Origin of the sequence: Accumulibacter sp. (assembly GCF_029255125.1) — a bacterium.
Classification (GTDB): domain Bacteria; phylum Pseudomonadota; class Gammaproteobacteria; order Burkholderiales; family Rhodocyclaceae; genus Accumulibacter.
This window is the reverse complement of record NZ_JAPUVR010000100.1, coordinates 259,664-281,500: the sequence shown is the minus strand read 5'-3', so window position 1 is coordinate 281,500 and position 21,837 is coordinate 259,664. Positions and strand designations below refer to the sequence as shown.

The 21,837-nt window shown below is 65.2% G+C and carries 18 protein-coding genes and 2 tRNA genes; 10 read left to right on the top strand and 10 right to left on the bottom strand.

Features of this window, described 5'->3' with window-relative positions; translation table 11 throughout:
- Window positions 1–3: 3 nt before the first annotated feature.
- Entirely contained in the window at window positions 4–3,669 is a 3,666-nt protein-coding gene (locus tag Q1L59_RS09600) for a response regulator (protein WP_300331413.1), read from the bottom strand.
- A gap of 313 nt (window positions 3,670–3,982) precedes the next feature.
- On the opposite strand from Q1L59_RS09600, the gene hslO reads away from it, so the two are divergent.
- On the top strand, window positions 3,983–4,855 hold the full coding sequence (hslO, locus tag Q1L59_RS09595; protein WP_300331410.1) for an Hsp33 family molecular chaperone HslO: 873 nt from the start codon (window positions 3,983–3,985) through the stop codon (window positions 4,853–4,855).
- 28 nt (window positions 4,856–4,883) lie between these two features.
- On the opposite strand, the gene rimO is transcribed toward hslO, so the two are convergent.
- The 3 genes from rimO to Q1L59_RS09580 form a co-directional block, all read right to left on the bottom strand.
- Window positions 4,884–6,209: a 30S ribosomal protein S12 methylthiotransferase RimO gene (gene rimO / locus Q1L59_RS09590; RefSeq protein ID WP_300331407.1), complete on the bottom strand. Its 1,326-nt coding sequence runs from the start codon at window positions 6,207–6,209 to the stop codon at window positions 4,884–4,886.
- 235 nt (window positions 6,210–6,444) lie between these two features.
- Window positions 6,445–7,311, bottom strand: a complete 867-nt coding sequence (locus Q1L59_RS09585; protein WP_300331404.1) for an endonuclease/exonuclease/phosphatase family protein — start codon at window positions 7,309–7,311, stop codon at window positions 6,445–6,447.
- A gap of 107 nt (window positions 7,312–7,418) precedes the next feature.
- Entirely contained in the window at window positions 7,419–8,033 is a 615-nt protein-coding gene (locus Q1L59_RS09580) for a MarR family winged helix-turn-helix transcriptional regulator (protein WP_300331401.1), read from the bottom strand.
- Between the two features lie 142 nt (window positions 8,034–8,175).
- On the opposite strand from Q1L59_RS09580, the gene Q1L59_RS09575 reads away from it, so the two are divergent.
- On the top strand, window positions 8,176–8,409 hold the full coding sequence (locus tag Q1L59_RS09575; RefSeq protein ID WP_300331398.1) for a thioredoxin family protein: 234 nt from the start codon (window positions 8,176–8,178) through the stop codon (window positions 8,407–8,409).
- A gap of 179 nt (window positions 8,410–8,588) precedes the next feature.
- Complete coding sequence (locus tag Q1L59_RS09570) at window positions 8,589–9,221, top strand: MBL fold metallo-hydrolase (protein WP_300331395.1); 633 nt, start codon at window positions 8,589–8,591, stop codon at window positions 9,219–9,221.
- Between the two features lie 42 nt (window positions 9,222–9,263).
- Here the strand turns inward: Q1L59_RS09570 and Q1L59_RS09565 are convergent, their stop codons facing one another.
- The 3 genes from Q1L59_RS09565 to Q1L59_RS09555 form a co-directional block, all read right to left on the bottom strand.
- Window positions 9,264–10,010 carry a helix-turn-helix transcriptional regulator gene (locus Q1L59_RS09565; RefSeq protein WP_300331393.1) on the bottom strand — a complete coding sequence of 249 codons (747 nt, stop codon included), beginning with the start codon at window positions 10,008–10,010 and terminating at the stop codon, window positions 9,264–9,266.
- Window positions 10,011–10,078: 68 nt separating this feature from the next.
- A tRNA-Cys gene (locus Q1L59_RS09560) sits at window positions 10,079–10,152 on the bottom strand.
- Between the two features lie 88 nt (window positions 10,153–10,240).
- Window positions 10,241–10,316, bottom strand: a tRNA-Gly gene (locus Q1L59_RS09555).
- A 109-nt stretch (window positions 10,317–10,425) separates the two neighbouring features.
- On the opposite strand from Q1L59_RS09555, the gene Q1L59_RS09550 reads away from it, so the two are divergent.
- The 5 genes from Q1L59_RS09550 to Q1L59_RS09530 all read left to right on the top strand — a co-directional run bounded on the left by Q1L59_RS09550 (window position 10,426) and on the right by Q1L59_RS09530 (window position 17,994).
- Complete coding sequence (locus tag Q1L59_RS09550; RefSeq protein ID WP_300331390.1) at window positions 10,426–12,147, top strand: response regulator; 1,722 nt, start codon at window positions 10,426–10,428, stop codon at window positions 12,145–12,147.
- 123 nt (window positions 12,148–12,270) lie between these two features.
- The gene (locus Q1L59_RS09545) at window positions 12,271–14,046 is read left to right on the top strand and encodes a hydrogenase maturation protein (protein WP_300331387.1); all 1,776 of its coding nucleotides are present in this window, start codon (window positions 12,271–12,273) and stop codon (window positions 14,044–14,046) included.
- Window positions 14,043–15,500: a sigma-54 dependent transcriptional regulator gene (locus Q1L59_RS09540; RefSeq protein ID WP_300331384.1), complete on the top strand. Its 1,458-nt coding sequence runs from the start codon at window positions 14,043–14,045 to the stop codon at window positions 15,498–15,500. Before Q1L59_RS09545 ends, Q1L59_RS09540 begins: the two co-directional genes overlap by 4 nt.
- Window positions 15,500–16,492, top strand: a complete 993-nt coding sequence (locus tag Q1L59_RS09535) for a HupU protein (protein ID WP_300331381.1) — start codon at window positions 15,500–15,502, stop codon at window positions 16,490–16,492. Before Q1L59_RS09540 ends, Q1L59_RS09535 begins: the two co-directional genes overlap by 1 nt.
- Window positions 16,489–17,994 (top strand): nickel-dependent hydrogenase large subunit, encoded by a 1,506-nt coding sequence (locus Q1L59_RS09530; protein WP_300331378.1) that lies wholly within the window; start codon window positions 16,489–16,491, stop codon window positions 17,992–17,994. The genes Q1L59_RS09535 and Q1L59_RS09530 overlap by 4 nt, the downstream gene beginning before the upstream one ends.
- Window positions 17,995–18,109: 115 nt before the next feature.
- Here Q1L59_RS09530 and Q1L59_RS09525 read toward each other — a convergent pair whose 3' ends face one another.
- The 3 genes from Q1L59_RS09525 to Q1L59_RS09515 are packed head-to-tail and all read right to left on the bottom strand — an operon-like array spanning window position 18,110 to window position 20,453.
- Window positions 18,110–19,471, bottom strand: coding sequence for a sensor histidine kinase (locus Q1L59_RS09525; protein WP_300331375.1), 1,362 nt, complete (start codon window positions 19,469–19,471; stop codon window positions 18,110–18,112).
- 11 nt (window positions 19,472–19,482) lie between these two features.
- Complete coding sequence (locus Q1L59_RS09520; protein ID WP_300331372.1) at window positions 19,483–20,145, bottom strand: response regulator transcription factor; 663 nt, start codon at window positions 20,143–20,145, stop codon at window positions 19,483–19,485.
- Complete coding sequence (locus Q1L59_RS09515) at window positions 20,145–20,453, bottom strand: PepSY domain-containing protein (RefSeq protein ID WP_300331536.1); 309 nt, start codon at window positions 20,451–20,453, stop codon at window positions 20,145–20,147. Before Q1L59_RS09515 ends, Q1L59_RS09520 begins: the two co-directional genes overlap by 1 nt.
- A 196-nt stretch (window positions 20,454–20,649) precedes the next feature.
- Between Q1L59_RS09515 and Q1L59_RS09510 the strand changes: the two genes are divergently transcribed.
- Together Q1L59_RS09510 and Q1L59_RS09505 are read left to right on the top strand one after the other, a co-directional pair.
- The gene (locus tag Q1L59_RS09510) at window positions 20,650–21,051 is read left to right on the top strand and encodes a DUF1924 domain-containing protein (RefSeq protein ID WP_300331369.1); all 402 of its coding nucleotides are present in this window, start codon (window positions 20,650–20,652) and stop codon (window positions 21,049–21,051) included.
- A gap of 263 nt (window positions 21,052–21,314) precedes the next feature.
- A complete protein-coding gene (locus tag Q1L59_RS09505) occupies window positions 21,315–21,806 on the top strand; it encodes a diheme cytochrome c (RefSeq protein ID WP_300331366.1) in 492 nt (163 codons plus the stop codon).
- Window positions 21,807–21,837: the final 31 nt, after the last annotated feature.

Genomic DNA, 21,837 nt, shown 5'->3' with positions numbered 1-21,837 from the left:
GTCTCAGCGCCGTGCCGACCAGAGGGCAACCATGTTGATCAGCACGTCGTAATCGACTGGCTTCGACAGGTAGTCGTTGGCGCCAGCGGCGAGCGCCTTTTCCTTGTCCTCGGGTAGCGCCTTGGCGGTGAGCGCGATGATCGGCAGGTCGGCCAAGGCCGGGTTGCCGCGAATCCGCGCGATGGTCTGGTAGCCGTCCATTTCCGGCATCATGATATCGGTGACGACCAGATCGACCTGGCCCTTTTCCAGCGCCTCGAGCGCTTGCTTGCCGTTGATCGCACCGCGCACGAGAGCGCCGTTCTGCTCGAGCGCAGCGGTGACCACGAAGAGGTTGCGGGGATCGTCGTCAACCACCAGAATCTGCCGTCCGCTCAGGCGCTTCCCGGCGGCCTCGCCACTTTCCATGGCCACCCGCCGGTCGCTCGCCTTGGGCGCCTCGCGGACAAAGCGTTCGATGTTGTCGAGCAGACGCCGATCAACCTGCGGCGTCTTGACGATGATGCTGTCGGTGTACGCGCGCAGGCGCGCTTCGTCCTGCTCGGATAGCGGATCGGTCGAAAAGAAGAGGAGCGCGCTGCGCGGGTCGGATCGGCGGATCACTTCGGCGACTGCGATTCCGTCGTCGACGCTGCGACCGCTCAGGTCGACGATCGCCAGGCGCCAGACGCGCTCGGCAAGCGCTTCCTGCAACGCCGCGTCGTCCACACACTGACGCACCAGTCCACAGCGGAAACCGGCGATGCGCGAGATCTCTTCGGCACCGATACCACCGCTGCTGACCACCAACAGCGCGGCACCGGCAGCCAATACCTCGCTCTCGGCGCGCGCGATCTGTTCGGCATCGACCGGTTTTTGCAGGTAGCCGACGATCCCCTGGCGCAGGAGCGCGGCATCGCGATCGCGTGCCGAAATCACGTAGACCGGAATCTGCGCCAGTTCGGGGTCGGTCTTCAGCGCATGCAGCACACGGTTTCCGTCCATGTCCGGCAGGCCCAGATCGAGCAGAATCCCGGCCGGGCGATGGCGGTGGGCAAGCGCCAGGCCGTCGGCGCCGCACGCGGCAACCAGCGTCTTGTGGCCGAGTTTGCCATTGATCTCCATCAAGGCCAATCCGAACGCCGGGTCGTCGTCAATCAGCAGGATGACCCGGTCGCCCGCCGCCAGCCGCTCGCGGTCATCGACGATCGCTGGCGCCGGCTCGGCGTGCGGCGCAGCTTCCCGCGCGGGCAGGCTCGCCGCCGGCGCGTGGCCGGCCGGCCGCTCAGGCAGGCGCAAGGCAAAGACACTGCCCTTGCCCGGCGCGCTGGAGAGCTCGATTTCGCCACCCAGCAGGCGAGCCAAGCGCAGACTGATCGTCAAACCGAGGCCAGTGCCACCGTACTCGCGCGAAGTTGAGCCATCGACCTGGCGAAACGCCTCGAAGATCACGTTCTGCTGATCCTGCGCGATGCCAATGCCGGTATCGTGCACCTCGATCCGAATGGGCAGCGCGTCGCCGCCCTGGCGGCGGAAACGCAGGGTGATGCCGCCCTGTTTGGTGAACTTGAACGCATTGGCGAGCAGATTGCGCAGAATCTGCCCGATCTTGTCGGCATCGCTGACAAAACTGCCGCGCACCTCGTCGTCGATGACGAAGCTCAGACCGCGCTCGTGCGCCGTCTGTTCGAACAGCTCCTGGCAACTCGTCGCCAGCGCGCTGCTGTCGACCTCGGACCAGGTGAGGTCCATGCGGCCTGCCTCGACCTTCGAGAGGTCGAGCACATCGTTGATCAGCCGGAGCAAGTCCTCGCCCGAGCGATGGATGATTTCCGCCTGCTTGGTCTCCTCCGGATCCAGGTGCCGCTTCTCGTTGGCGACCATCATCTTGGAAAGCAGGATGATCGCATTCAAGGGCGTGCGCAGTTCATGCGACATGTTGGCGAGGAATTCCGATTTGTAGTGACCGGAGCGTTCGAGTTCCCGTGCCCTCGCGTCGAGCTCTTCGCGCGAGCGGCGCAACTCGACGTTGCTCTGCTCGAGCTGGCGCTGCTGTTCCTGCAACTGCGTGTTGGTTTGCTGCAGTTCCTCGCTCTGCTGCTGCACCTGCTGCTGCTGTTCCTCCAGTTGGGCGTTGCTCTGACGGAGTTCCTCGGCCTGCTGCTGCAACAACTGCTGCTGCTCCTCCATGCGCGCGTTGGCTTCCTGCAGGCGGCTGCTTTGCGCGCGCGCCTCCTGTTCTGCGTGTTCCGCCACGGTGAGCAGCGTGCGCACGCGCTCCTGCTGTTCGGCCGCGTAGAGAAAGGCCGCGATCCGCTCGCTTGCGCCGAGCAGGAACTCCAGCTTCAGCGCGTCGAAGCGCTCGAATCCGGCCAGTTCGACGACCCCCAGCAAGGCATCTTCGCGCAACAGCGGATACGTGTAGACGTAGTACGGCGCCGCGTTGACGACGCCGGTGACGACCGGCGCGGCGTCCGGGGCAACCGCGGTCAGGACGATCGGCTTCTTCTCGCGCGCGACCTGTCCGACAGCGCCCTCGCCAAGCCGGAAGCGGTTACCCAGATGCGCGCGCTGCACGTGCATGTAGCTGCCGAGCAGATCCAGCGTCCCGTCGTCCGGGCGATGGATGTAGAGCACGCCACGGCCCGCCGAAAGGTAGCGTCCAAGCACGCTGATCGCCGTGTCCGCTTGTTGCTGTACCGACATTCCGCCGCTCAACTCGGCCGACAGAGAGTTGTAGCCGTCCTTGATCCAGTTGCGCGCTTCGTTCTCCTCCTGCGCCTGGCGCAGCATCTGGTTCATCCGGTTGACGGCCTTGCCGAGTTGGTCGCGCGCCGAGAGCAGCGGCGGATCGCGCGAGAAATCGCCCTGGCCAATCGCTTCAGCCCGCTCGGCCAGGCGCACCAGCGTGCCGATCATCACGTTGACCGCGTACGCCATGCTCGAGGTGTCGCCCGCCGCGACCGGCAAAGATACCGACAGGTCGCCTTCCGACAGTTGCTGCATGATCTCCTGTACCGCCGCTGGCTCACCGCCCAGCGGGCGGACGATGCTGCGCGTGATCAGAAAAGCGGTGACGCTCCCGGCAAGCAGCGCGATCACCGCCAGCAGTGCCATCCAGAAGCGTGCCGTAGCATACGCCCGCTCGCTCTGGGCAATTCGTTCGCGTGTGAAGCGGTCCTGCAGGTCCATGAATTCGCTGAGCAATTCCTGCACCTTGCGGTTAACGGGAAAAGCCCGTTCGAGCAATACCTGGCTGGCTTCAGTGGTCCTGCCGGCCACCCCGAGTGCGACGACCTGGTCGTTGGCCGGCCGTGCCGTTTCGCGCGCCTCCTTGATTCGCGACAGCAGTGCGCGGCCCTCCTCGGAGAGCGCATGCTTGTCGAGTTCATCCCAGGCACGCTGAAAATCGTGGCGCGCTTGCTCGACGTCGCCCTTGACGCTCCGGATGATTTCGGGATCGCTGACGATGACCAAGGTGCGAATGTCACGCGCCATCCGGTATTCCGCCTCGGACAGGTTCTGCGCGAGCATCAGGCTGGGGAAGTTGGCCTGCCCAATCACCTTGACCTTGTCATTGAGCGATTCCATGCTGGAAAAGCCGACCACGGCGATGCCGACCAGCAACGTCAGCAGCATGCCGAACCCCAGGCCGAGGCGGCGGCCAACCTTCAGCTTAGCGAGCATCATGACATTTCTCCGGCGACGATTGGCCGTACGCAAGCGCAACCCGGCAGCGACAGCAACCGGGTGGCTGCCCGGATGTAGGTCGGGATCGAAGGTAGACCAGGCTGCACGAAAAGTAGGGTCGAATATCTTGGCAGACTCGGACATCTTATCAGACGATCGGCACAAGGGTTGATTTCCGCTTGCCCTGGCGGCTTGCCGACGAGCAATTCGCTGCTCCGCTCGCCCGCCCGAACGTCGCGCGCGATGTCTTGTGCGAAGCCTGCCAAGCGAGTAATCTGCCGCCCTGCCCAACGCCTGATGCCTGCCACCAACGATGCCCGAGCGCGATTTCCTGCACCGCTTCCTTTTCGAGCAACTCGCCGTGCGCGGCGAGATCGTCCAGCTCGACGCCACCTGGCGGACGGTGCTCGAGCGCCGCGCGTATCCGCCAGCGGTGCGCCGAGTGCTCGGCGAGGCGAGCGCAGCGGCGGCGCTGCTGGCGGCCACGATCAAGTTTGCCGGCCGCCTGACGCTGCAGATTCAGGCGCCGGGGCCGCTGCGCCTGCTCGTCGTGCAAGTCAGCGGCGAGCGCACGCTGCGCGCTCTCGCGCGCTGGGAAGGTCAGCCTGAAATGGCCGCCTTGAGCGACTTGTGCGGCGGCGGCAGGCTGATCCTGACGCTCGATCCTGGCCAGGGCCGGGAGCCGCACCAGGGCGTCGTCAGCCTGACGGGCGAAACGCTGGCGAGTGCGTTGGAAGACTACTTCGCGCGCTCCGAGCAGTTGCCGACACGGATTCGGCTCGCCGCCGACGAGCGCTTTGCCGCCGGGCTATTGCTCCAGCGCATGCCGGAGGCGCCGAGCAACGACGGCGACGGCTGGAATCGACTGGCCACACTCGCCGCCACGCTGCGGCCAGCCGAGCTGCTCGAACTCGACCCGACCACCCTGCTCCACCGCCTGTTCCACGCTGAGGACCTGCGCCGGTTTGCCCCCGAGGCGTTCAGCTTCCGTTGCAACTGCTCGCGCGAACGCACCGCCAGCATGCTGCTCGCGCTCGGCACGGACGAACTCCGCGAAACCTCCGACGAGCACGGCGATCTGCACGTCGATTGTGAGTTTTGCGGCCACCGCTACACCTTCGACTCGATCGACATTGCCGGCCTGCTCGCCGGCTGCCCGCCGGACGCCTGCGCGCTGCGCCATTGACCTCGCTCGCGCAGCCCGCCGGCGTTCCTCAGGGCGGATCGCCGACGACTTCGGCGTAGAGATCGTGTTCGTCCGCATCGACCACGCGCACCCGCAGAAAGTCGCCCGGCCTGGCGTGAAAATGACCTTCGACGAAGACCACCCCGTCGATTTCCGGCGCGTCGGCTGACGAGCGCGCGATCGTTCCCTCGTCGTCGACCTCATCGACGAGCACCTCGATTTCACGTCCGATCTTGCCTGCCAGCAGTTCGGCGGAGATATCTTCCTGCAACTCCATCAATTGCCGCCGCCGCTCCTCGCGAACCTCCTCCGGCAGCGCCCCGGGCAACGCATTCGCGGCAGCGCCCGCGACCGGCGAATAGGCGAAACAGCCGACGCGATCGAGCCGGGCTTGCTCGATGAAAGCCAGCAGTTCTGCGAACTCGGCCTCGCTCTCGCCCGGGAAGCCGGTGATGAAGGTGCTGCGCAGGGTGATTTCCGGGCAGACCGCGCGCCAGGCACGGATTCTTTCGAGATTGTTTTCCGCGCTCGCCGGGCGTTTCATCGCCGCCAGAATGCGCGGGCTGGCGTGCTGGAACGGCACGTCGAGGTAAGGCAGAATCTTCCCTTCCGCCATCAGCGGAATGAGTTCATCGACGCTCGGATAGGGATAGACATAGTGCAGGCGGACCCACACCCCGAGTTCGCCGAGCGCCTGACACAGCTCGCGCAGGCGGCTGCGTAGCGGCCGGCCACCGACGAAACTCGTCCGGTATTTCAGATCGACGCCGTAGGCGCTGGTGTCCTGCGCAATGACCAGCAGTTCGCGCACGCCGGCCGCCGCCAGCACCTCGGCTTCGCGCAGCACGTCGCCAATCGGCCGGCTGACGAGCGGACCGCGCAGATCCGGGATGATGCAAAAAGTGCAGCTGTGATTGCACCCCTCGGAGATTTTCAGATAGGCGAAATGCCGCGGTGTCAGCTTGATCCCCTGCGCCGGCACGAGGCTGGTGAGAGGATCGTGCGGCTGCGGCAGATGCGCGTGCACGTGCTGCAGCACTTCGTCGGTTGCGTGCGGCCCGGTCACCGCCAGAACCTGCGGATACGCCTGCCGGACGACATCGCCCTTCGCCCCCAGGCAACCGGTAACGATCACTTTACCGTTCTCGTTCAGCGCTTCGCCGATCGCCTCCAGCGACTCCTCGACGGCCGCGTCGATGAAGCCGCAGGTGTTGACCAGAACCAGATCGGCGCCGTCGTACGACGGAGAAATCACGTAGCCTTCGGCGCGCAGGCGGGTGAGAATCTGTTCCGAATCGACCAGCGCTTTCGGGCACCCGAGCGAAACGACGCCGATCTTCTGCGCGCGACTCATGCGCTGGCCGTCCGTGTTGACCGCCGGTGGCCGACCGGCCGCACCCGTCGTGAAAAGAGAAGCGCCGCCCGCGCTTCGGCGTCAGTCAGCTTGGCTTGATCGGACATTTGCGTTTCGCCTGTAGCAGGAATTCGTGTTGGACATGGGCGGCTGAGGACTATACCGAAATCGCTCAGGTAGCGCGAGGCACGAGCAGGCACGTCGTGCGCCAACAGCCCGTGCACCAGCCACACGCTCAGCCCGCGGCCGACGCACGCGCCCCCTTGCCGCTCGGCGCAAGCCGCCTTTCGTCGAGCATCTCGAGTTCGGCGATCAGCGGCGCATGATCGGAGCAACGCGCCCAGGCCAAGCCTTGTGGAACGTGCGTGTCGAGCACGCGAAAGCCACGCACGTAGATCCGGTCCAGCGTCAGCCAGGGAGCGAAACTCGGAAACGTGCGGGCCACGCCAGCCGGCATCCGACCATCCGAGCGCCACGCCAGCAGGCGGTCGAGCAGGCTCGGCCGCGATGATGCGACGGGTGCCGACGCGCCGACTTCAGCGACGCCTAGGCGTTCGTGCAGAATCTCGTGCACGCGTTGCTGCCAATCGTTGAAGTCGCCGCCAATGATCAGCGGCGCCGTCGCCGGAACCTCGCGCTCGACGAAATCGGCGAGATAGGCCCCCTGACGCAAGCGGCTGCGCTTGATCAGACCAAGGTGTACGCAGATCAGATGGACCGCACACCCGCGGCCGCGGCCGCAGCGCATTACGGCGTGCAGCAGACCGCGTTTCTCGAGCTGGTGATCGGAAATGTCATGGTTGCTCGAGGTGACGATTCGATGTCGGGAAAGAATCGCATTGCCGTGGTGACCGTGCGGATAGGCCGCGTTCATGCCGTAGGCGCTGTGCTGATACCCGCTGCCGGCGAGGAAATTGAGCTGCGTTCCCCGCGGCTGGTCGGGATGGCGAGCCAGCCGCTCGTTGCGGTCCTGCACCTCCTGCAGGAAGACGACGTCGGCGTCGATCGCGTCCAGCGCCTGGCGCACGTCGGCGATGCGCGGCCGACCGCGAATGCCGGTCACGCCCTTATGAATGTTGTACGTGGCAACCCTGAGTTTCATCGTGAAAGGTGGCTCGGACGAAAGCAGTGCGTGTTCACGGCAGGTGCTGGCGGGAATCGTCAGCCAATCGGCGCGCGGCTGGCCAGCGGACGCGGCGGTACGTGCGGCTAGCGGCAGTTCGTTGCGACGGTCGGATCAATGCTCCCCCCGGGTGAAGTCGATGGCTCGTCGGCGTCCGGCGCCGACCACTCGCGGCACACCCGGATCGTCTGCTCACCGCTTAGCGTCTCGCCGGTCAGTCCGCAGCGATACCCGTCGCCGGTGTCGATGAAGTGCGCGCACTGCCGGCACTGGCCGAAGACGCGGTAGCGATTGAGCCTCTGCAGCGCCGCCAGAACACGCCGCAGATCCTCGGCGAAGACCTCCGGGTCGCTGCCGGCGGCGAGCAAGGCCTGATCGACACGGCGCGGCCAGCTCGCTGCGAGGATGGCCTCGCCGGCCGCGGTAAGCACCAGATGAATGCGCTTGCCGTGCCGGGAATCGGCTTCGCGGACGATCAGGCCACGCCGTTCGAGCACGCTCAAGGTCTGCGAAACGGTGCCGCGCGTGATCCCCAGATAGTCGGCAACGGCGATCGGCAGGTCGCTGTAGCGATTGGCCTGGGCCAGATAGCTCAACACCTGCAAGTGCACCGGAAGCAGGCCGTGACGGGCGGCATCCTCGCGCACCAGTTGATGGATCAGCGCGGCCAGGCGCTCGAAAACGAAAGTGGCCGGAATCATCCGCGTAATGTATCGCCTCGAAGCACTGCTTGACAAGTGGACACGAGCCGCGCTATCGTCGATGATACATCGACTCGATGCATCATCGACGAAGCCGCACTCGTCTGCCCACTCTCGCGTCACCTTGCCAAAGGAGTTCATCATGAGCCAAGCCATCTTCTTCCACGCCGGTTGCCCGGTCTGCGTTTCGGCCGAACAGCAGTTTGCCGGCTCCCTCGATCCGGCGCGCTTTCAGGTCGAGGTCGTCCACCTCGGCGAAAACGCCAGCCGCGTCGGCGAAGCCGAAGCCCTCGGCGTACAGTCGGTGCCGGCAATGGTCATCGACGGCCAGGTCTTTCACATCAACTTCGGAGCGCCGCTCAGCGCGCTGAAGTAGACCAACGACCGCCGCCCGACAAACGCCTCGCCGCGTTCTCGGGTGCCGGTGACCGACCGGCAGCCGCCGGCCCGGTCACCGGTCGACCGTCGGCAAACCGCCGAATGGCTGGGGGAAATCGCCGCTCTGCTATACTGCGCGCTCGCTCCCTCACGCCGCCGCCGGCGACCCGCCAAGCCATGAAATACCAGATCATCCCGGTCACGCCTTTCGAGCAGAACTGCAGCCTCCTCTGGTGCGAGAAGACGCAGCGTGCAGCGCTGGTCGATCCGGGCGGCGACGTCTCGCGCATACTGCGCACAGTCGAGGCCAAGGGCGTCACGCTGGAGAAGATCCTGGTCACACACGGGCACGTCGATCATGCCGGCGCGGTCGCCGAACTCGCCAACCGTCTGTCGCTGCCGATCGAAGGACCGCAACGCGAAGACCGCTTCTGGATTGATGGAATGCCGCAACAAAGCCGGATGTTCGGTCTGGCCAGCGCGCGCGCATTCACCCCCGACCGCTGGCTGGAGCAGGACGACGAGGTGACTTTCGGCGAGGTCACGCTGGCCGTTCTGCACTGCCCTGGGCATACGCCCGGGCACGTCGTCTTCTTTGACCAGCGCAGTCGTCTGGCGATCGTCGGCGACGTGCTTTTTCAGGGCTCGATCGGCCGTACCGATTTCCCGAAAGGCGATTACGACACGCTGATCACGTCGATCCGCACGCGCCTGTGGCCGCTGGGCGACGACGTGGTGTTCATTCCCGGGCACGGGCCCATCTCGACGATTGGCGTGGAACGGCGGACCAACCCGTTCTGCGGCGATTGAGCAGCCATTCAGCGGTGATCGAGCGGCGCGCGCGGCGCCCGATCAATCCGCCGCGCGCGTCTTGGCTTGCCCGCCCTGCGCCAGATGGCGGGCGCGCATGGCCATCGCCATGGCGAATGCCGCCTGGGTAAAGCTCAGGATCTCGGCAAATTCCTCGTCGCTCAGGCTGCGCGCATCATCGCTGCTGCGGTACACATTGACGAACTGGTGTTCGCGCACTGTCTGCAGAATCAGCTTGCCGACACCAAGCGCTTCCAGACTCTCCCACAGATCGGGGTTTGAACTGCGCGTCAAGCGCATGACGAAACCGATCGGATCGTTGCGGCCAAAAACCGCTGCCAGGCGCAGAATCACTTCGAACGAGAGCGCCATCCGGCCATTCTCGAGCGCCTCGATCAGCGACGGGTCGTCGAGCCTGATCGCCGCGCCGACTTCGGCGATCGTCATTCCCGCCGCCTCGCGCGTCGAGCGCAGCAGCGCGCCCGTCTTCACCCAGGCGGCAGATTGCGGCACGCTGGGCAGAACCGCCTTCAGCACCTCGCCCGCCGCTTCCAGCGGCTGACCGTCGCGCAAGGCGCGCGAGACCTTGCCAGCGGTCTGCAGCGTGCGCCCGGCGACCCCACTTGCCGCACTCAGGTCGAGCAAGCGGCCGGCCATCGCGCACACTTGATCGACCAGCCCGGGCTCGTCAGTCTCGGCCGCAGCCGGCTTCGCCTTGCCGACCGGCGCTCCACTCGAGCGTTTGACGGCTGCCTTGCGTTTTTCCGGTGGGGATGATGACTGGCTCATGGCTGGCCCTTGGTGATGCGGGAGCACCCGGCAGCCTTCGCCGGATCGCTGCTGGCTGCCTGGCTGACTGGAGGCGCGAGCGGGAGTCGAACCCACCTACACGGATTTGCAGTCCGGTGCATAACCGCTTTGCTATCGCGCCGCACTCACTTGAAAGACAGGCTCCGCCGACCACCTGGGATAGGGCTGCTGAATCGCGACTGGGCATGTCGCTGGTCTGGCGGAGAATCTGGAGCGGGAGAAGAGTCTCGAACTCTCGACCTATACCTTGGCAAGGTATCGCTCTACCAACTGAGCTACTCCCGCATGAAGCGAGTGCGCATTATAAAGGCCTGGAGAGGCCTGTCAACCGCCAGCGCGAACGAAGGTGCGCAGCGCTTGCCTGCCGGTCGCACGTCGGGTAAGGTAGCGCTCGATGAAGACTCCCGAAACGACCGCCGACCTGCTGCAGAAGCTGAGCAAGGATCTGGCGCGCAAACGGGCTCTGCTGATCGACCGCTACCCGAATGCGCGCAGTTCGCTGCGCCTGATGCTCGCCGCGCTCGGCATCACCGCCGTGCATAACGCCAGCACTTCCGCTGAAGTGCTGCGCCAGGTCAGGACGCATCGTTTCGACATCGTTCTCTCGGACTATCTGCTGGAAGACGGACGCGACGGCCACCAACTGCTCGAGGAACTGCGCCAGCAACACCTGCTCCCGCAATCGGCGGTGTTCATGCTGATCACCGGCGAACGCACCTACCACAACGTCGTTTCGATTGCCGAACTGGCGCCCGACGACTATCTGATCAAGCCCTTCACGGCCGACGAACTACACGCCAGGCTGGCCCGCGCACTGTACAAGAAGGCTTTTTTTGCCGCGGTCTACGAGCACCTGGAGAACGGCGCCTTCGTCAACGCACTGGCCGCTTGCGAACGACTCGGCAACCAGGAGAGCGGGTTCTTTTTCGATGTGCTGCGCATCAAGGGCGAGATCCTGAATAGCCTCGGCCGGCACGGCGAAGCCCAGAATGTCTATCAGCAGGTGCTCGCCCAACGCGCGCTGCCGTGGGCGCGCATGGGGCTGGCGATTGCCTTGCGCGGCCAGCAGCAACTCGCCGAGGCGGAGGTTTTCGCGCAGTCACTGGTGGACGATTATCCCGAGTTCACCGCCGCCTACGACTTCCTCGCCGAAGTGCGCGAAGAACTGGGCAAGCTGGGCGAGGCGCAGAAGGTTCTTCAGCAAGCCGCTGCCATCTCGCCGAACAACTCGCTCAGGCAGCGCCTGGTCGGCGACGTGGCGACGCGCAACAACGATCTGACGACGGCCGAACGCGCCTACGGCAAGGTCATCGAACGGCGCCGCGGTTCGTCGCTGAAGAGCATCGACGACTACACCAATCTGGCGCGCGTGATGCTCGAACGCGGGGCAACCGAAGGCGCCCGCCGGGTAACCGACGAAATGCGCCGCAACTGGCGCGGCAACCGGCCGGGAGAACTGGCCGCGCTGATCATGGAAAGCCTCTGCGCGAGCAAGGAAGGCGACCAGGCGAAGGCGCGCGCGGCGGTCGAACAGGCGCTCGTGCTGCACGAAGCGCTGCGCGACGAAGGCCCCAGCACTCAGGTTTCGGAGAAGCTGGCGCTCGACCTGACGCACGCCTGCCTGGCCACCGGCAACGACGAAGCGGCGCACCAGATCGCCCGCCAGGTGGCAGCCGAGCACCACGAGAACAGCAGCGTGATTACGCTGGTCGGCAACATCTACGCCAAGACCGGCAAGCAGGAGGACGGTCAGGCGCTGCTCGCCGAGGTCGGAAGGGAGATCGTCGAACTGAACAATCGCGGCGTCCTGGCCGCGCGCAGCGGCGACCTGGAAGGCTCGGCACGCCTGTTGATGGAAGCGGCGGAACGCGTGCCCAACCTGCAGTTCCTGGTCAACGCGACGAAAGCCGTCTTCGCTCTGCTCGACCGCAGAGGCTGGGACCCGGTGCTCGCCAAGCGCGGTCTGCGTTACCTCGAAATGGCGCAGAGCAAGGACATGCGCAACCCGCGCGTGCTCGCCGCACGCGAGGTTTACCAGAAGGTCGCCAGCAAGTATGGCATCGCCATTCAGCCGTTTGCCCCGGGAAGACGCAGCAGCGGCCGTTCAAGCCTCTAGCCGGACACCCGGTGGCCGGTTTGACGTGTGCGCCGCCACTCACATAAGATGACCGCACGACGGACGGGCCCTCCTCCGTCGGCCAGGACAGGAAGATTCCGGGAACGATACGATTGCCGAGCGATGCGCATCCTTCTCCTCTGCCACAGTTTCAACAGCCTGAGCCAGCGCCTCTACTGCGAGCTCGCCGAGCGCGGCCACCAGATCTCGGTCGAGTACGACATCAGCGACGCGGTGAGCGAAGAGGCCGTCGCGCTGTTTCGTCCGCACCTGATCATCGCGCCCTACCTGCGGCGGGCAGTCCCGGCCTCGATCTGGCAAGCGCACACCTGCTTCGTCGTGCATCCGGGAATCGTTGGCGATCAGGGTCCGTCGGCGCTCGACTGGGCCATCCAGAACAGCGAGCCGACCTGGGGCGTCAGCGTGCTGCAGGCAACCGGTGAACTCGACGGTGGACCAATCTGGGCGAGCGAAAACTTCCCGCTGCGTGCAGCACGCAAGTCCAGCGTGTATCGCGAGGAAGTCGGCGCCGCGGCCAGCCGCGCCGTACTCGCCGCCGTCGAGCGTTTTGCCGAGGGCGGCTTCACGCCGTGTCCGCTCGCCGAAGTCGTCTGCTCGCCGCGCGGCAGCCGACGACCGCTGATGCGCCAAAGCGACCGGGCGATCGACTGGCAAACGGCAACCAGCGCCCAGGTTCTCGCCCGTCTGCATGCGGCGGACGGTTTTCCGGGCGTCGCCGACGAACTTTTCGGGCGCCCCTGCCGACTCTACGACGCCTGGCCCGAGGACACGCTGCGCGGCCCGCCCGGCGAGGTGATCGCCTGGCGCGAAACGGCGATCCTGCGCGCCACCGCCGACGGAGCTGTCTGGATCGGCCACGTACGCTGCCCGGACGCGGCGGTCCCGGTCAAGCTGCCGGCAGCGCAGGTCTTCGGCGAAGAACTCGCCGCGCTGCCCGAGGCGCCGTTCGTCGCCGCGGCGCACGGCAGCGCTGCCAGCACGCCCGATGCTGCCGCGGAAGATGCGCAGTGGGCCGGCCTGACGCCCGCCGGGCGCACCTGGCAGGACATCTGCTACGAGGAAGCAGATGCCGTCGGCTGCCTGCACTTCAACTTCTACAATGGCGCGATGAGCACGCGCCAATGTCGCCGCCTGCTCGCCGCCTACGCCTGGGCCTGTCGGCGGCCGACCCGGGTCATCGTTCTTTTCGGCGGCCGCGACTTCTGGTCGAACGGCATTCACCTGCAGCAGATCGAAGCCGCCGACTCGCCGGCCGACGAGTCATGGGCCAACATCAACGCGCTCGACGACCTGGCCGAAGCGATCCTGCGCAGCGAGAACCACCTGACGATCGCCGCCTTGCAGGGCAACTGCGCCGCCGGCGGCTGCTTCCTGGCGCGCGCGGCCGACCTCGTCTGGGGGCGCGCCGGAATCGTTCTCAACCCGCACTACCGCAACATGGGCAACCTCTACGGCTCTGAGTTCTGGACCTATGTGCTGCCCCGGCGCGTCGGGAGCGAAGCGGCGCGCGCCATGCTGCACGAACGCCGGCCGATGAGCTCGGCCGCGGGCGTGGCGAGCGGTTTTCTCGACGCCAGCCTGAGCGCCGATGCGCCCACCTTCCGCCAGGCAGTGATGCGGCGCGCTGCCGCCGCGGCAGCTCACCCCGAACTGCCCCGGCGCCTGCAGGAAAAGCGCGCGCGCCGACAAGCGGACGAGGCCAGGAAGCCGCTCGCCGCCTACCGCGCCGAAGAACTCGCCGAAATGCAGCGCAACTTCTACGGCTTCGACCCGAGCTACCACGTCGCCCGTTACCACTTCGTGTTCCAGGCGCCACACTCGTGGACGCCGCGCCACCTGGCCGTCCACCGCGATCTCGCGTGGACCGTCCCGCAGTGAACCAGACGCCGAAAGCGCGCCCGCCAACGGTGCTCGTCGTCGACGACGAGATTCGTTCGCAGGAAGCGCTGCGCCGCACGCTGGAAGACGACTTCACGGTATTCACCGCGAGCGACGCCGAACAGGCGCAGCGCGTCATGGAAAGCGAATGGGTGCAGATCATCGTCTGCGATCAACGCATGCCGGGAACCACCGGCGTCGAGTTCCTGAAAGCAGTGCGCAGCCAGTGGCCCGATACGCTGCGCATCATCCTTTCCGGCTACACCGACGCCGAAGACATCATCGCCGGCGTCAATGAAGCGGGAATCTACCAGTACCTGCTCAAACCCTGGCAGCCCGAGCAGTTGCTGCTCACCCTGCAGACGGCAGCGAACGTCCATCGCCTGCAGCAGGAGAACCAGCGCCTGTCGGTCGAACTGCGCGCCGCCGAGCCGGTGCTGGCGCGCCGCGTCGAACAGAAGAGCGAGCACGCGCGGCGCAGTTTCGGCCTGAACAGCCTGATCCGCACGCCCGACAGCCCGCTCAACGCAGTCTGCGCGTTGGTCGAAAAGATCGCCCCCTACGATCTGTCCGTGCTGATCAGCGGCGAATCGGGCACCGGCAAGGAAATGATCGCGCGCGCCATCCACTACTGCAGCCGGCGCGCCGACAAGGCCTTCGTCGTCGAACACTGCGGTGCGCTGCCCGACCAGTTGCTCGAAGCCGAACTCTTCGGCTACAAGCGCGGCGCCTTCACCGGCGCCTACGAGGACCGCACCGGCCGTTTCCAACAAGCCGACGGCGGCACCATCTTCCTCGACGAGATCGGCGATACCAGCGCGGTTTTCCAGGTCAAGCTGCTGCGCGTCCTGCAGGAAGGCGAGTTCCGCCCGCTCGGCGCGGCGCGCCCGCATTCGGTCGATGTGCGCGTCGTCGCCGCGACGCACCACGACCTGGAAGCCGACGTTCGCGCCGGAAGCTTTCGTGAAGACCTCTACTATCGGCTGGCGACCGTCACCCTGCAAGTCCCGGCACTGCGCGAGCGCGCACAAGATATCCCGCTGCTCGCCGCGCGCCTGCTCGCCGCGAGCGGCAAAGCGCTGGGCAAGCCGGTCGACGGGTTTACCAGCGAAGCCCTCGCCTGCCTGACCGCGTACCGCTGGCCAGGCAACGTGCGCGAACTGCAGAACGAAATCCTGCGCATGCTCGCCCTGGCCGACTCGCCTCGTCTGGGCGCCGAACTGCTCGCCGCGCGCATTCTGCGCACGCCGGCGCTCGATCCGACGGCAGACGAGCGGCGCGAAGCGGGCGCTGCCGACGGCGCACTGAAGGAACGGATGGCCGAACTGGAAGCGCGCGTCCTCAAAGAAGCGCTGATTCGCCACCACTGGAACAAGTCGCGCACTGCCAGCGCCCTCGGCCTGTCGCGCGTCGGCCTGCGCAACAAGTTGCTGCGCTACGGACTGGAACGCTGATGAAACTCCTCTGGCTGCAAGCCGCGGGTTGCGGTGGCTGCACGCAGTCGCTGCTCGGCGCCGAAGCGCGCAGCGGCGTACTCGCCCAACTGGCCGCCGGCGGCATCGAATTCCTCGCCCACCCGGGCTTGTCCGAAGCGAGCGGCAACGAGACGATCGAACTGCTGCAAGCCGCCGCCGACGCCCGCCTGCCGATCGACCTCCTGTGCGTCGAAGGCGCGCTGCTGCGGGGTCCGAACGGCAGCGGGCGCTTCCAGGTGCTCGCCGGCCGCCCGCTGATCGACTGGGTCGCGCAGCTTGCCGGGCACGCCCGGCACGTCCTCGCCATCGGCACGTGCAGCGCCTACGGCGGGATCGTTTGCGGCGGCGACAACGTCGGCGAAGCCTGCGGGCTGCAGTTCGACGGCGATCAGGAAGGCGGTCTGCTCGGCGCCGATTTCCGCGCCCGCTCAGGACTGCCGGTGATCAACGTCGCCGGCTGCCCGACGCACCCCGGCTGGATCGTCGACACGCTGCTCCTGCTCGCCGCCGATGCCCTGCACGCCGGCGACCTCGACGCCTGGCAGCGGCCACGCTTCTACACCGAACAACTCGTTCATCACGGTTGTCCGCGCAACGAGTTCTACGAATTCAAGGCGAGTGCGCAAAAACTCTCCGACCTCGGCTGCCTGATGGAGAACATGGGCTGCAAGGGAACCCAGGCGAACGCCGACTGCAACGTGCGCCTTTGGCACGGCGTCGGCTCGTGCTTGCGCGGTGGCTTTGCCTGCATCTCCTGCACCGAACCGTCCTTCGAAGAACCCGGCCACCCGTTCATGGAAACGCCGAAGATCGCCGGCATCCCGACCGGTCTGCCGGTGGACATGCCGAAAGCCTGGTTCGTCGCCCTCGCCGCGCTGTCGAAATCGGCGACCCCGACACGCGTGCGCGAGAACTCGCGTTCCGACCACCCGCTGATCGCCCCCGGCATGCGCAAGAACGGCAAGAAATGACCCGCCTGACGATCGGCCCGTTCAACCGCGTCGAAGGCGATCTCGAAGTCCACCTGAATGTCGCCGACGGCCGGGTCGCCTCGGCGGAAGTCTGTTCGCCGCTCTACCGCGGCTTCGAACACTTGATGCTCACCCGCCACCCGCTCGACGCGCTGGTCGTCGTTCCGCGCATCTGCGGCATCTGCTCGGTGGCGCAATCGGCCGCCGCCGCCGCCGCGCTGGCCGCCGCCAGCGGCCTCGCAGCGCCGGAAAACGGCCGCCTGGCGAGCAATCTGATCCTCGCCTGCGAAAACCTGGCCGATCACCTGACGCACTTCTACCTCTACTTCATGCCCGATTTCGCGCGCCCCGCGTATCGCCGCCGTGCCTGGCACGCGGCCACCGAACAACGCTTCAAGGCAAGCAGCGGCGACGCCCTGCGCGAGTTTCTGCCGGCACGCGCCGAACTGCTTCGCATCCTCGGCTACCTCGCCGGCAAATGGCCGCACAGCCTCGCCCTGCAGCCCGGCGGAACGACCCGTGCCGCGACGGCAACCGAAAAAATCCGTCTGCTCGCCCTCCTGCGCGATTTTCGCGGCTTTCTGAGCAGCGTCGTCTTCGCCGATTCGCTGGAAAACGTCGGCGCACTGCGGCGCCCCGAAGAACTCGCCGCCTGGGCCAAGGACCGCGCCGGAGACCTGGCGCGCTTCCTGCGCATTGCCGACGATCTCGAGCTGGCCCGGCTCGGACGCGCGAGCGACAACTTCCTCAGTTACGGCGCGTACCCGCAAGCACCAGGCGCAGCCGCGCGGCGGCCAGATGGAATCCGCAATTCCGATAGCAGCGCAGCGCCCCACCTGTTCGCCCGCGGCGTCTGCTGGCGCGGCACCCAGCAAGCCTTCGACGAAGAGCAGATCAGCGAAGACGTCGCGCACGCCTGGCTGCTCGGCGATACGGCACAACACCCGGCGCACGGCGAAACCCGGCCGCTGCTCGGCGAACTGACCGACAAACCGACGGCCTACACCTGGTGCAAGGCACCGCGCTACGCCGGCCAAGTCGTCGAAACCGGCGCGCTCGCCCGCCAGATGGTCGCCGGCCAGCCGCTCATCCGTGCGCTGGTCGCGACGACCGGCGGCAGCGTCCTGGCGCGCGTCGTCGCCCGCCTGCTGGAAGTCGCCCTGCTCGTCCCGGTGATGGAAAACTGGGTGCAAGCACTGACCCCGGGCGAGCCTTTCTGCCAGCAATGGCGCCGGCCCGACCAGGCAAGCGGCAGCGGCCTGGTCGAAGCCGCACGCGGCGCGCTCGGCCACTGGCTGCGCATCGAGCGCGGCCGCATCGTCGCCTATCAGATCATCGCCCCGACCACCTGGAACTTCTCGCCGCGCGACGCCCAGCAGGTGCCCGGCGCCCTCGAACAGGCGCTCGTCGGCCTGCCCGTCGAGCCCGGCGAAAGCGCACCGCTCAGCGTCCAGCACGTCGTCCGCTCGTTCGACCCCTGCATGGTGTGCACCGTGCACTAAGCGTCAGGCGTTTGACACGATAAACCTGTCCAGATCGAGTGCTCGCCCTGCGCCGTGGTCATGCTCTACAGGCAGGAACCGCACCCTTGGTCCGCCAATGACCAAGGTGCCCGAATCACGACGCCGGCAGTATCAACGAGGCTTGAAGCCCGCCCAGTGAAGATTTGGCCAATACCAGATCACCACCGTACATTCGCGCCAAATCGGCGGTTATGGCAAGCCCCAGCCCCGTACCGGGTACCTGCTCGTCGGCGCGCGCACCCCGTTTCAGCACATGCTCGCGTTCGCTCTCGGCGATGCCCTTGCCGTCATCATCGATCCGTACGCAAAGTCTGCCGGATTCCTCAGAGACTTGAATCTCGATCCGTGATTTGGCCCACTTCGATGCGTTATCGATCAAATTCCCCAGCATTTCCTGCAAATCCTGTTCTTCACCACGGAATACCCGATTGGCTGGATCGGAAAACAATACAATTTCGATCTGGCGGTCTGCATACACCCGATGCATCACCCGCACCAGTCCGCGGATGACCGGTTCAACCGCGGTACGCATGCCCGGAACTTGTCCCGATCCGGCGGCTTGTGCCCGGCTGAGGTGATAATCAAGGTGCTTGCGCACGGTGTCTACTTGCGATGCGACCAGACGTGCCAAGTCCTCATCTCGTGTCTGCGAAGAATTGGCGGCATTGGCGATGACACTCAGCGGTGTTTTCAGCGCATGGGCAAGGTTACCCGCTTGTGTTCGAGCTCGCTCGACCACTTCGGCGTTTTGCGCCAGCACCGTATTGAACTCATTCACCAGCGGCATGATCTCGCTCGGGAAGGTGCCTTCCATATTTCGCGCATCCCCGTTCCTGACACGCCCCAGGGCATCCTGCATGCTGCGCAGTGGGGCAAGCCCGGCGAATACTTGCAATGAGGCAGCGAACGTCAATCCCATTCCCAGTATGCCCAATGCCAACCAGAGATGGTCTTTCAAGTCGGCGACAGGTCCTGTCATCAGACTTTCATCAGCCGCAACGAACAACCTCAGGGACTGCGTGTCAATGGTGACGGTACGCTCCAGCACTCTGAGAGCAACCCCTGGCCGGCCTTCAATCCGATGCCGATGGACTTCTCCGTCCGCGGGGGTATCGGCTGGCACGACCAATGTTTCGTCCCACAGTGAGCGAGAACGCAACACCGCCGTGACGGGTCGTTCACCCGCTGCAGCAATCCGGTCTATTTGCCAATACAGGCCGGACAGGGGTTTATTGAGGCGCGGGTCACTCGGAACCAGTCGTACCTGGACCGCATTCTGATCATCGAGAACCAGTTGGCCCGTAAGTTGATCCAGATGATTCTTTAGTTCCGCATCGAACTGGGCTTCGACGTGCTGATGAAAAAGTCGGCCAAGCCCCCAGCCTGCAACCAGGATCGAAATGACGATCCAGACGAGCGTCCCGACCAGGAGACGCAAACGCAGCGAGTTGCGCAAGAGAGCAAACCTCATTGCGCTTTGTTGAGTCGGTAGCCTAATCCGCGCACTGTCTCGATCAGGCCCGGCGGCAATTTCTTGCGCAAGCGCGCGATGAATACCTCCACTGTATTCGAGTCGCGATCGAAGTCCTGAGCATAAATATGTTCGGTCAGCTCCGCTCGGGAGACGATTTCACCCGGGTGATGCATCAGGTAGGCCAGCACGCGGTATTCGTGGCTCGTCAGCGTCAAGGCAGTTCCATCCACACTCACACGGCTACTGCGCGTATCCAGTGTCAGCGGACCACAAACCAGCTCGGTACTGGCATGACCACCGGCACGGCGAATAAGCGCCCGGAGCCTCGCCAGCAGTTCTTCCATGTGAAAGGGCTTGGTCAGATAGTCGTCTGCACCGGCATCGATGCCGGCCACTTTCTCTCGCCAAGTATCGCGCGCGGTCAGGATCAAGACCGGCAAGGTACGCCCTGCCGCACGCCATCTTTTTAGTACCGTGATGCCATCCATCTGCGGCAGGCCAATGTCGAGCACGATCGCGTCGTAAGCTTCAGTCTCCCCCATGAAGTGTCCGTCGACCCCGTTGTGTGCGACATCGACGACATAGTGCAGCGACCGGATGCCTTCGACAAGTTGGCTAGCCAAAGTCAGCTCATCTTCGACGACCAGAATACGCATCAGCGAGATTCTCCTTGGCGATGTGGCTTGTCGCTCTTTTCCTTGAAACCGAGGATGGCCCCGTCGCGAGCGAGAATCTTCAGCTTGATCAAGGCGCCCCCCTTGCGCAATAACTTCACTTCATAAACCCACTCTCCCTTTTCGCGCTCGAGTTCAACCTCCATGACCTGCCCCGGATGGTCACGCTCGACCCGATCAAGAATCGTGCGCAAGGGGAGCACCTCCCCCGCCTCGACGGCTTGGCGGGCCCGCTCATGGTCGGGGCTATCGGCTGCACAGCTGACTCCCGTGCCCAACATGGTCAGCATCAGCGAGCTGAGCAAGCCTGTCAGGGTGCGGCGCGACTGGACGATGATTTTCGACGACATCTTCAACTCCGCGGTTTTCCCGCCTGATCTTTTAGCGCATCGCGCCTGAACGCAGGATGAACAGGCCATTCAGCATTGATTCAGGCGGGGTGGCGCAAAGTGCGCACCACAGTTCGCTAACCGCCAGGAGAAACGCATGAAGAACAGGCTGGTCGTCACCTCAGGAATTGCTGTCATGATACTCAGCACCGCCACCTTTGCCGGTCCTCGCGAAGACCTGCTCGCGCAATATGCGGCAGCCGCAAACGCCAGGGGTTTTTCCGCGGTACGCGGCCAAGCCTTGCATACGCAGAGCTTTTCGGGTGGGAAGCCGGACACACCCTCCTGTACCACCTGTCACGGCAAGGACACCCGGGGTCCCGGACGGGCGCCGAGCGGCAAGACGATCGAACCGCTTGCCGTGTCGGTGACACCGACGCGCTATACCGATCCCGCCAAGGTCGAAAAATGGTTCAAGCGCAATTGTACCGAGGTATTGGGGCGCGAATGTACCCCACAGGAGAAAGGTGACTGGCTCACCTTCGTGATCACTCAGTAGTTCCATTGCAACGATGTCAAGAGCAGGCAAAGCGCGCGGGAATCTGCTGCCGCCAAGCAATCCGGCACGAAAATTTCCGAGCTGGAGCCGGGTTGAGGGCGGGCCACCAGACCCGCATGGCAAACCCTTGATGCGGCAGAACGACCGGTACGCTGCGGCACGACTATGTGCGGTCCGTCTTCACGTTTACAGCCATGCAGTCCCGCGCTCTTCGCCACCCTATTTCCGCGGTTTCTGACCGCCGACAACAGAAGGAGACCCCCGTGCGAATTCCCCACCGCCCGCTTGCCATCGGCCTCGTGACCCTGGCCTTCTCTGCCCTTATTTTGGCCCGTGCTCAGGCCGGTGACCGCCACTTCTTTTCCCCGGTAGCCGATCCGCTAGTCAAGGAGGAGTGTGGCGGCTGCCATCTAGCCTTTCCCCCCTCGATGCTCCCGGCACGATCCTGGCAACGCATGATGGGCGAACTGGACAATCATTTCGGCGATAACGCCAGCCTCGATCCGGCCACCGCGGAGAAGATCAGGAGCTATCTCATTGCCAATGCGGGTGATGCCGCTGGCCAGCGCTACAGCAGCAAATTGCTCAAAGGCGTTGTCGCCGGAGCTGCTCCGCAGCGCATCACTCAATTGCCCAAGTGGGTAAGCGAACATCGCAAGGTTCCGGAGTGGGAGTGGCGCCACAAAGACGTGCGCAGCAAAGCGAACTGCGTCGCCTGCCATACCGCAGCAGAACAAGGTTATTACGAAGAATGACTATTTCAGACACTTTCCTGAGCAGGAGGAT

Excerpts from the sequence above, each read along its gene's own strand:
- Q1L59_RS09570 (WP_300331395.1), top strand. The coding sequence starts at position 8,589 with ATGAAATACCAGATCATCCCGGTCACGCCTTTCGAGCAGAACTGCAGC.
- Q1L59_RS09585 (WP_300331404.1), bottom strand. The coding sequence starts at position 7,311 with ATGAAACTCAGGGTTGCCACGTACAACATTCATAAGGGCGTGACCGGC.
- Q1L59_RS09530 (WP_300331378.1), top strand. The coding sequence starts at position 16,489 with ATGACCCGCCTGACGATCGGCCCGTTCAACCGCGTCGAAGGCGATCTC.
- Q1L59_RS09565 (WP_300331393.1), bottom strand. The coding sequence starts at position 10,010 with ATGAGCCAGTCATCATCCCCACCGGAAAAACGCAAGGCAGCCGTCAAA.
- Q1L59_RS09550 (WP_300331390.1), top strand. The coding sequence starts at position 10,426 with ATGAAGACTCCCGAAACGACCGCCGACCTGCTGCAGAAGCTGAGCAAG.
- Q1L59_RS09520 (WP_300331372.1), bottom strand. The coding sequence starts at position 20,145 with ATGCGTATTCTGGTCGTCGAAGATGAGCTGACTTTGGCTAGCCAACTT.
- Q1L59_RS09510 (WP_300331369.1), top strand. The coding sequence starts at position 20,650 with ATGAAGAACAGGCTGGTCGTCACCTCAGGAATTGCTGTCATGATACTC.
- hslO (WP_300331410.1), top strand. The coding sequence starts at position 3,983 with ATGCCCGAGCGCGATTTCCTGCACCGCTTCCTTTTCGAGCAACTCGCC.
- Q1L59_RS09580 (WP_300331401.1), bottom strand. The coding sequence starts at position 8,033 with ATGATTCCGGCCACTTTCGTTTTCGAGCGCCTGGCCGCGCTGATCCAT.
- Q1L59_RS09545 (WP_300331387.1), top strand. The coding sequence starts at position 12,271 with ATGCGCATCCTTCTCCTCTGCCACAGTTTCAACAGCCTGAGCCAGCGC.
- Q1L59_RS09535 (WP_300331381.1), top strand. The coding sequence starts at position 15,500 with ATGAAACTCCTCTGGCTGCAAGCCGCGGGTTGCGGTGGCTGCACGCAG.
- Q1L59_RS09600 (WP_300331413.1), bottom strand. The coding sequence starts at position 3,669 with ATGATGCTCGCTAAGCTGAAGGTTGGCCGCCGCCTCGGCCTGGGGTTC.
- rimO (WP_300331407.1), bottom strand. The coding sequence starts at position 6,209 with ATGAGTCGCGCGCAGAAGATCGGCGTCGTTTCGCTCGGGTGCCCGAAA.
- Q1L59_RS09575 (WP_300331398.1), top strand. The coding sequence starts at position 8,176 with ATGAGCCAAGCCATCTTCTTCCACGCCGGTTGCCCGGTCTGCGTTTCG.
- Q1L59_RS09515 (WP_300331536.1), bottom strand. The coding sequence starts at position 20,453 with ATGCTGACCATGTTGGGCACGGGAGTCAGCTGTGCAGCCGATAGCCCC.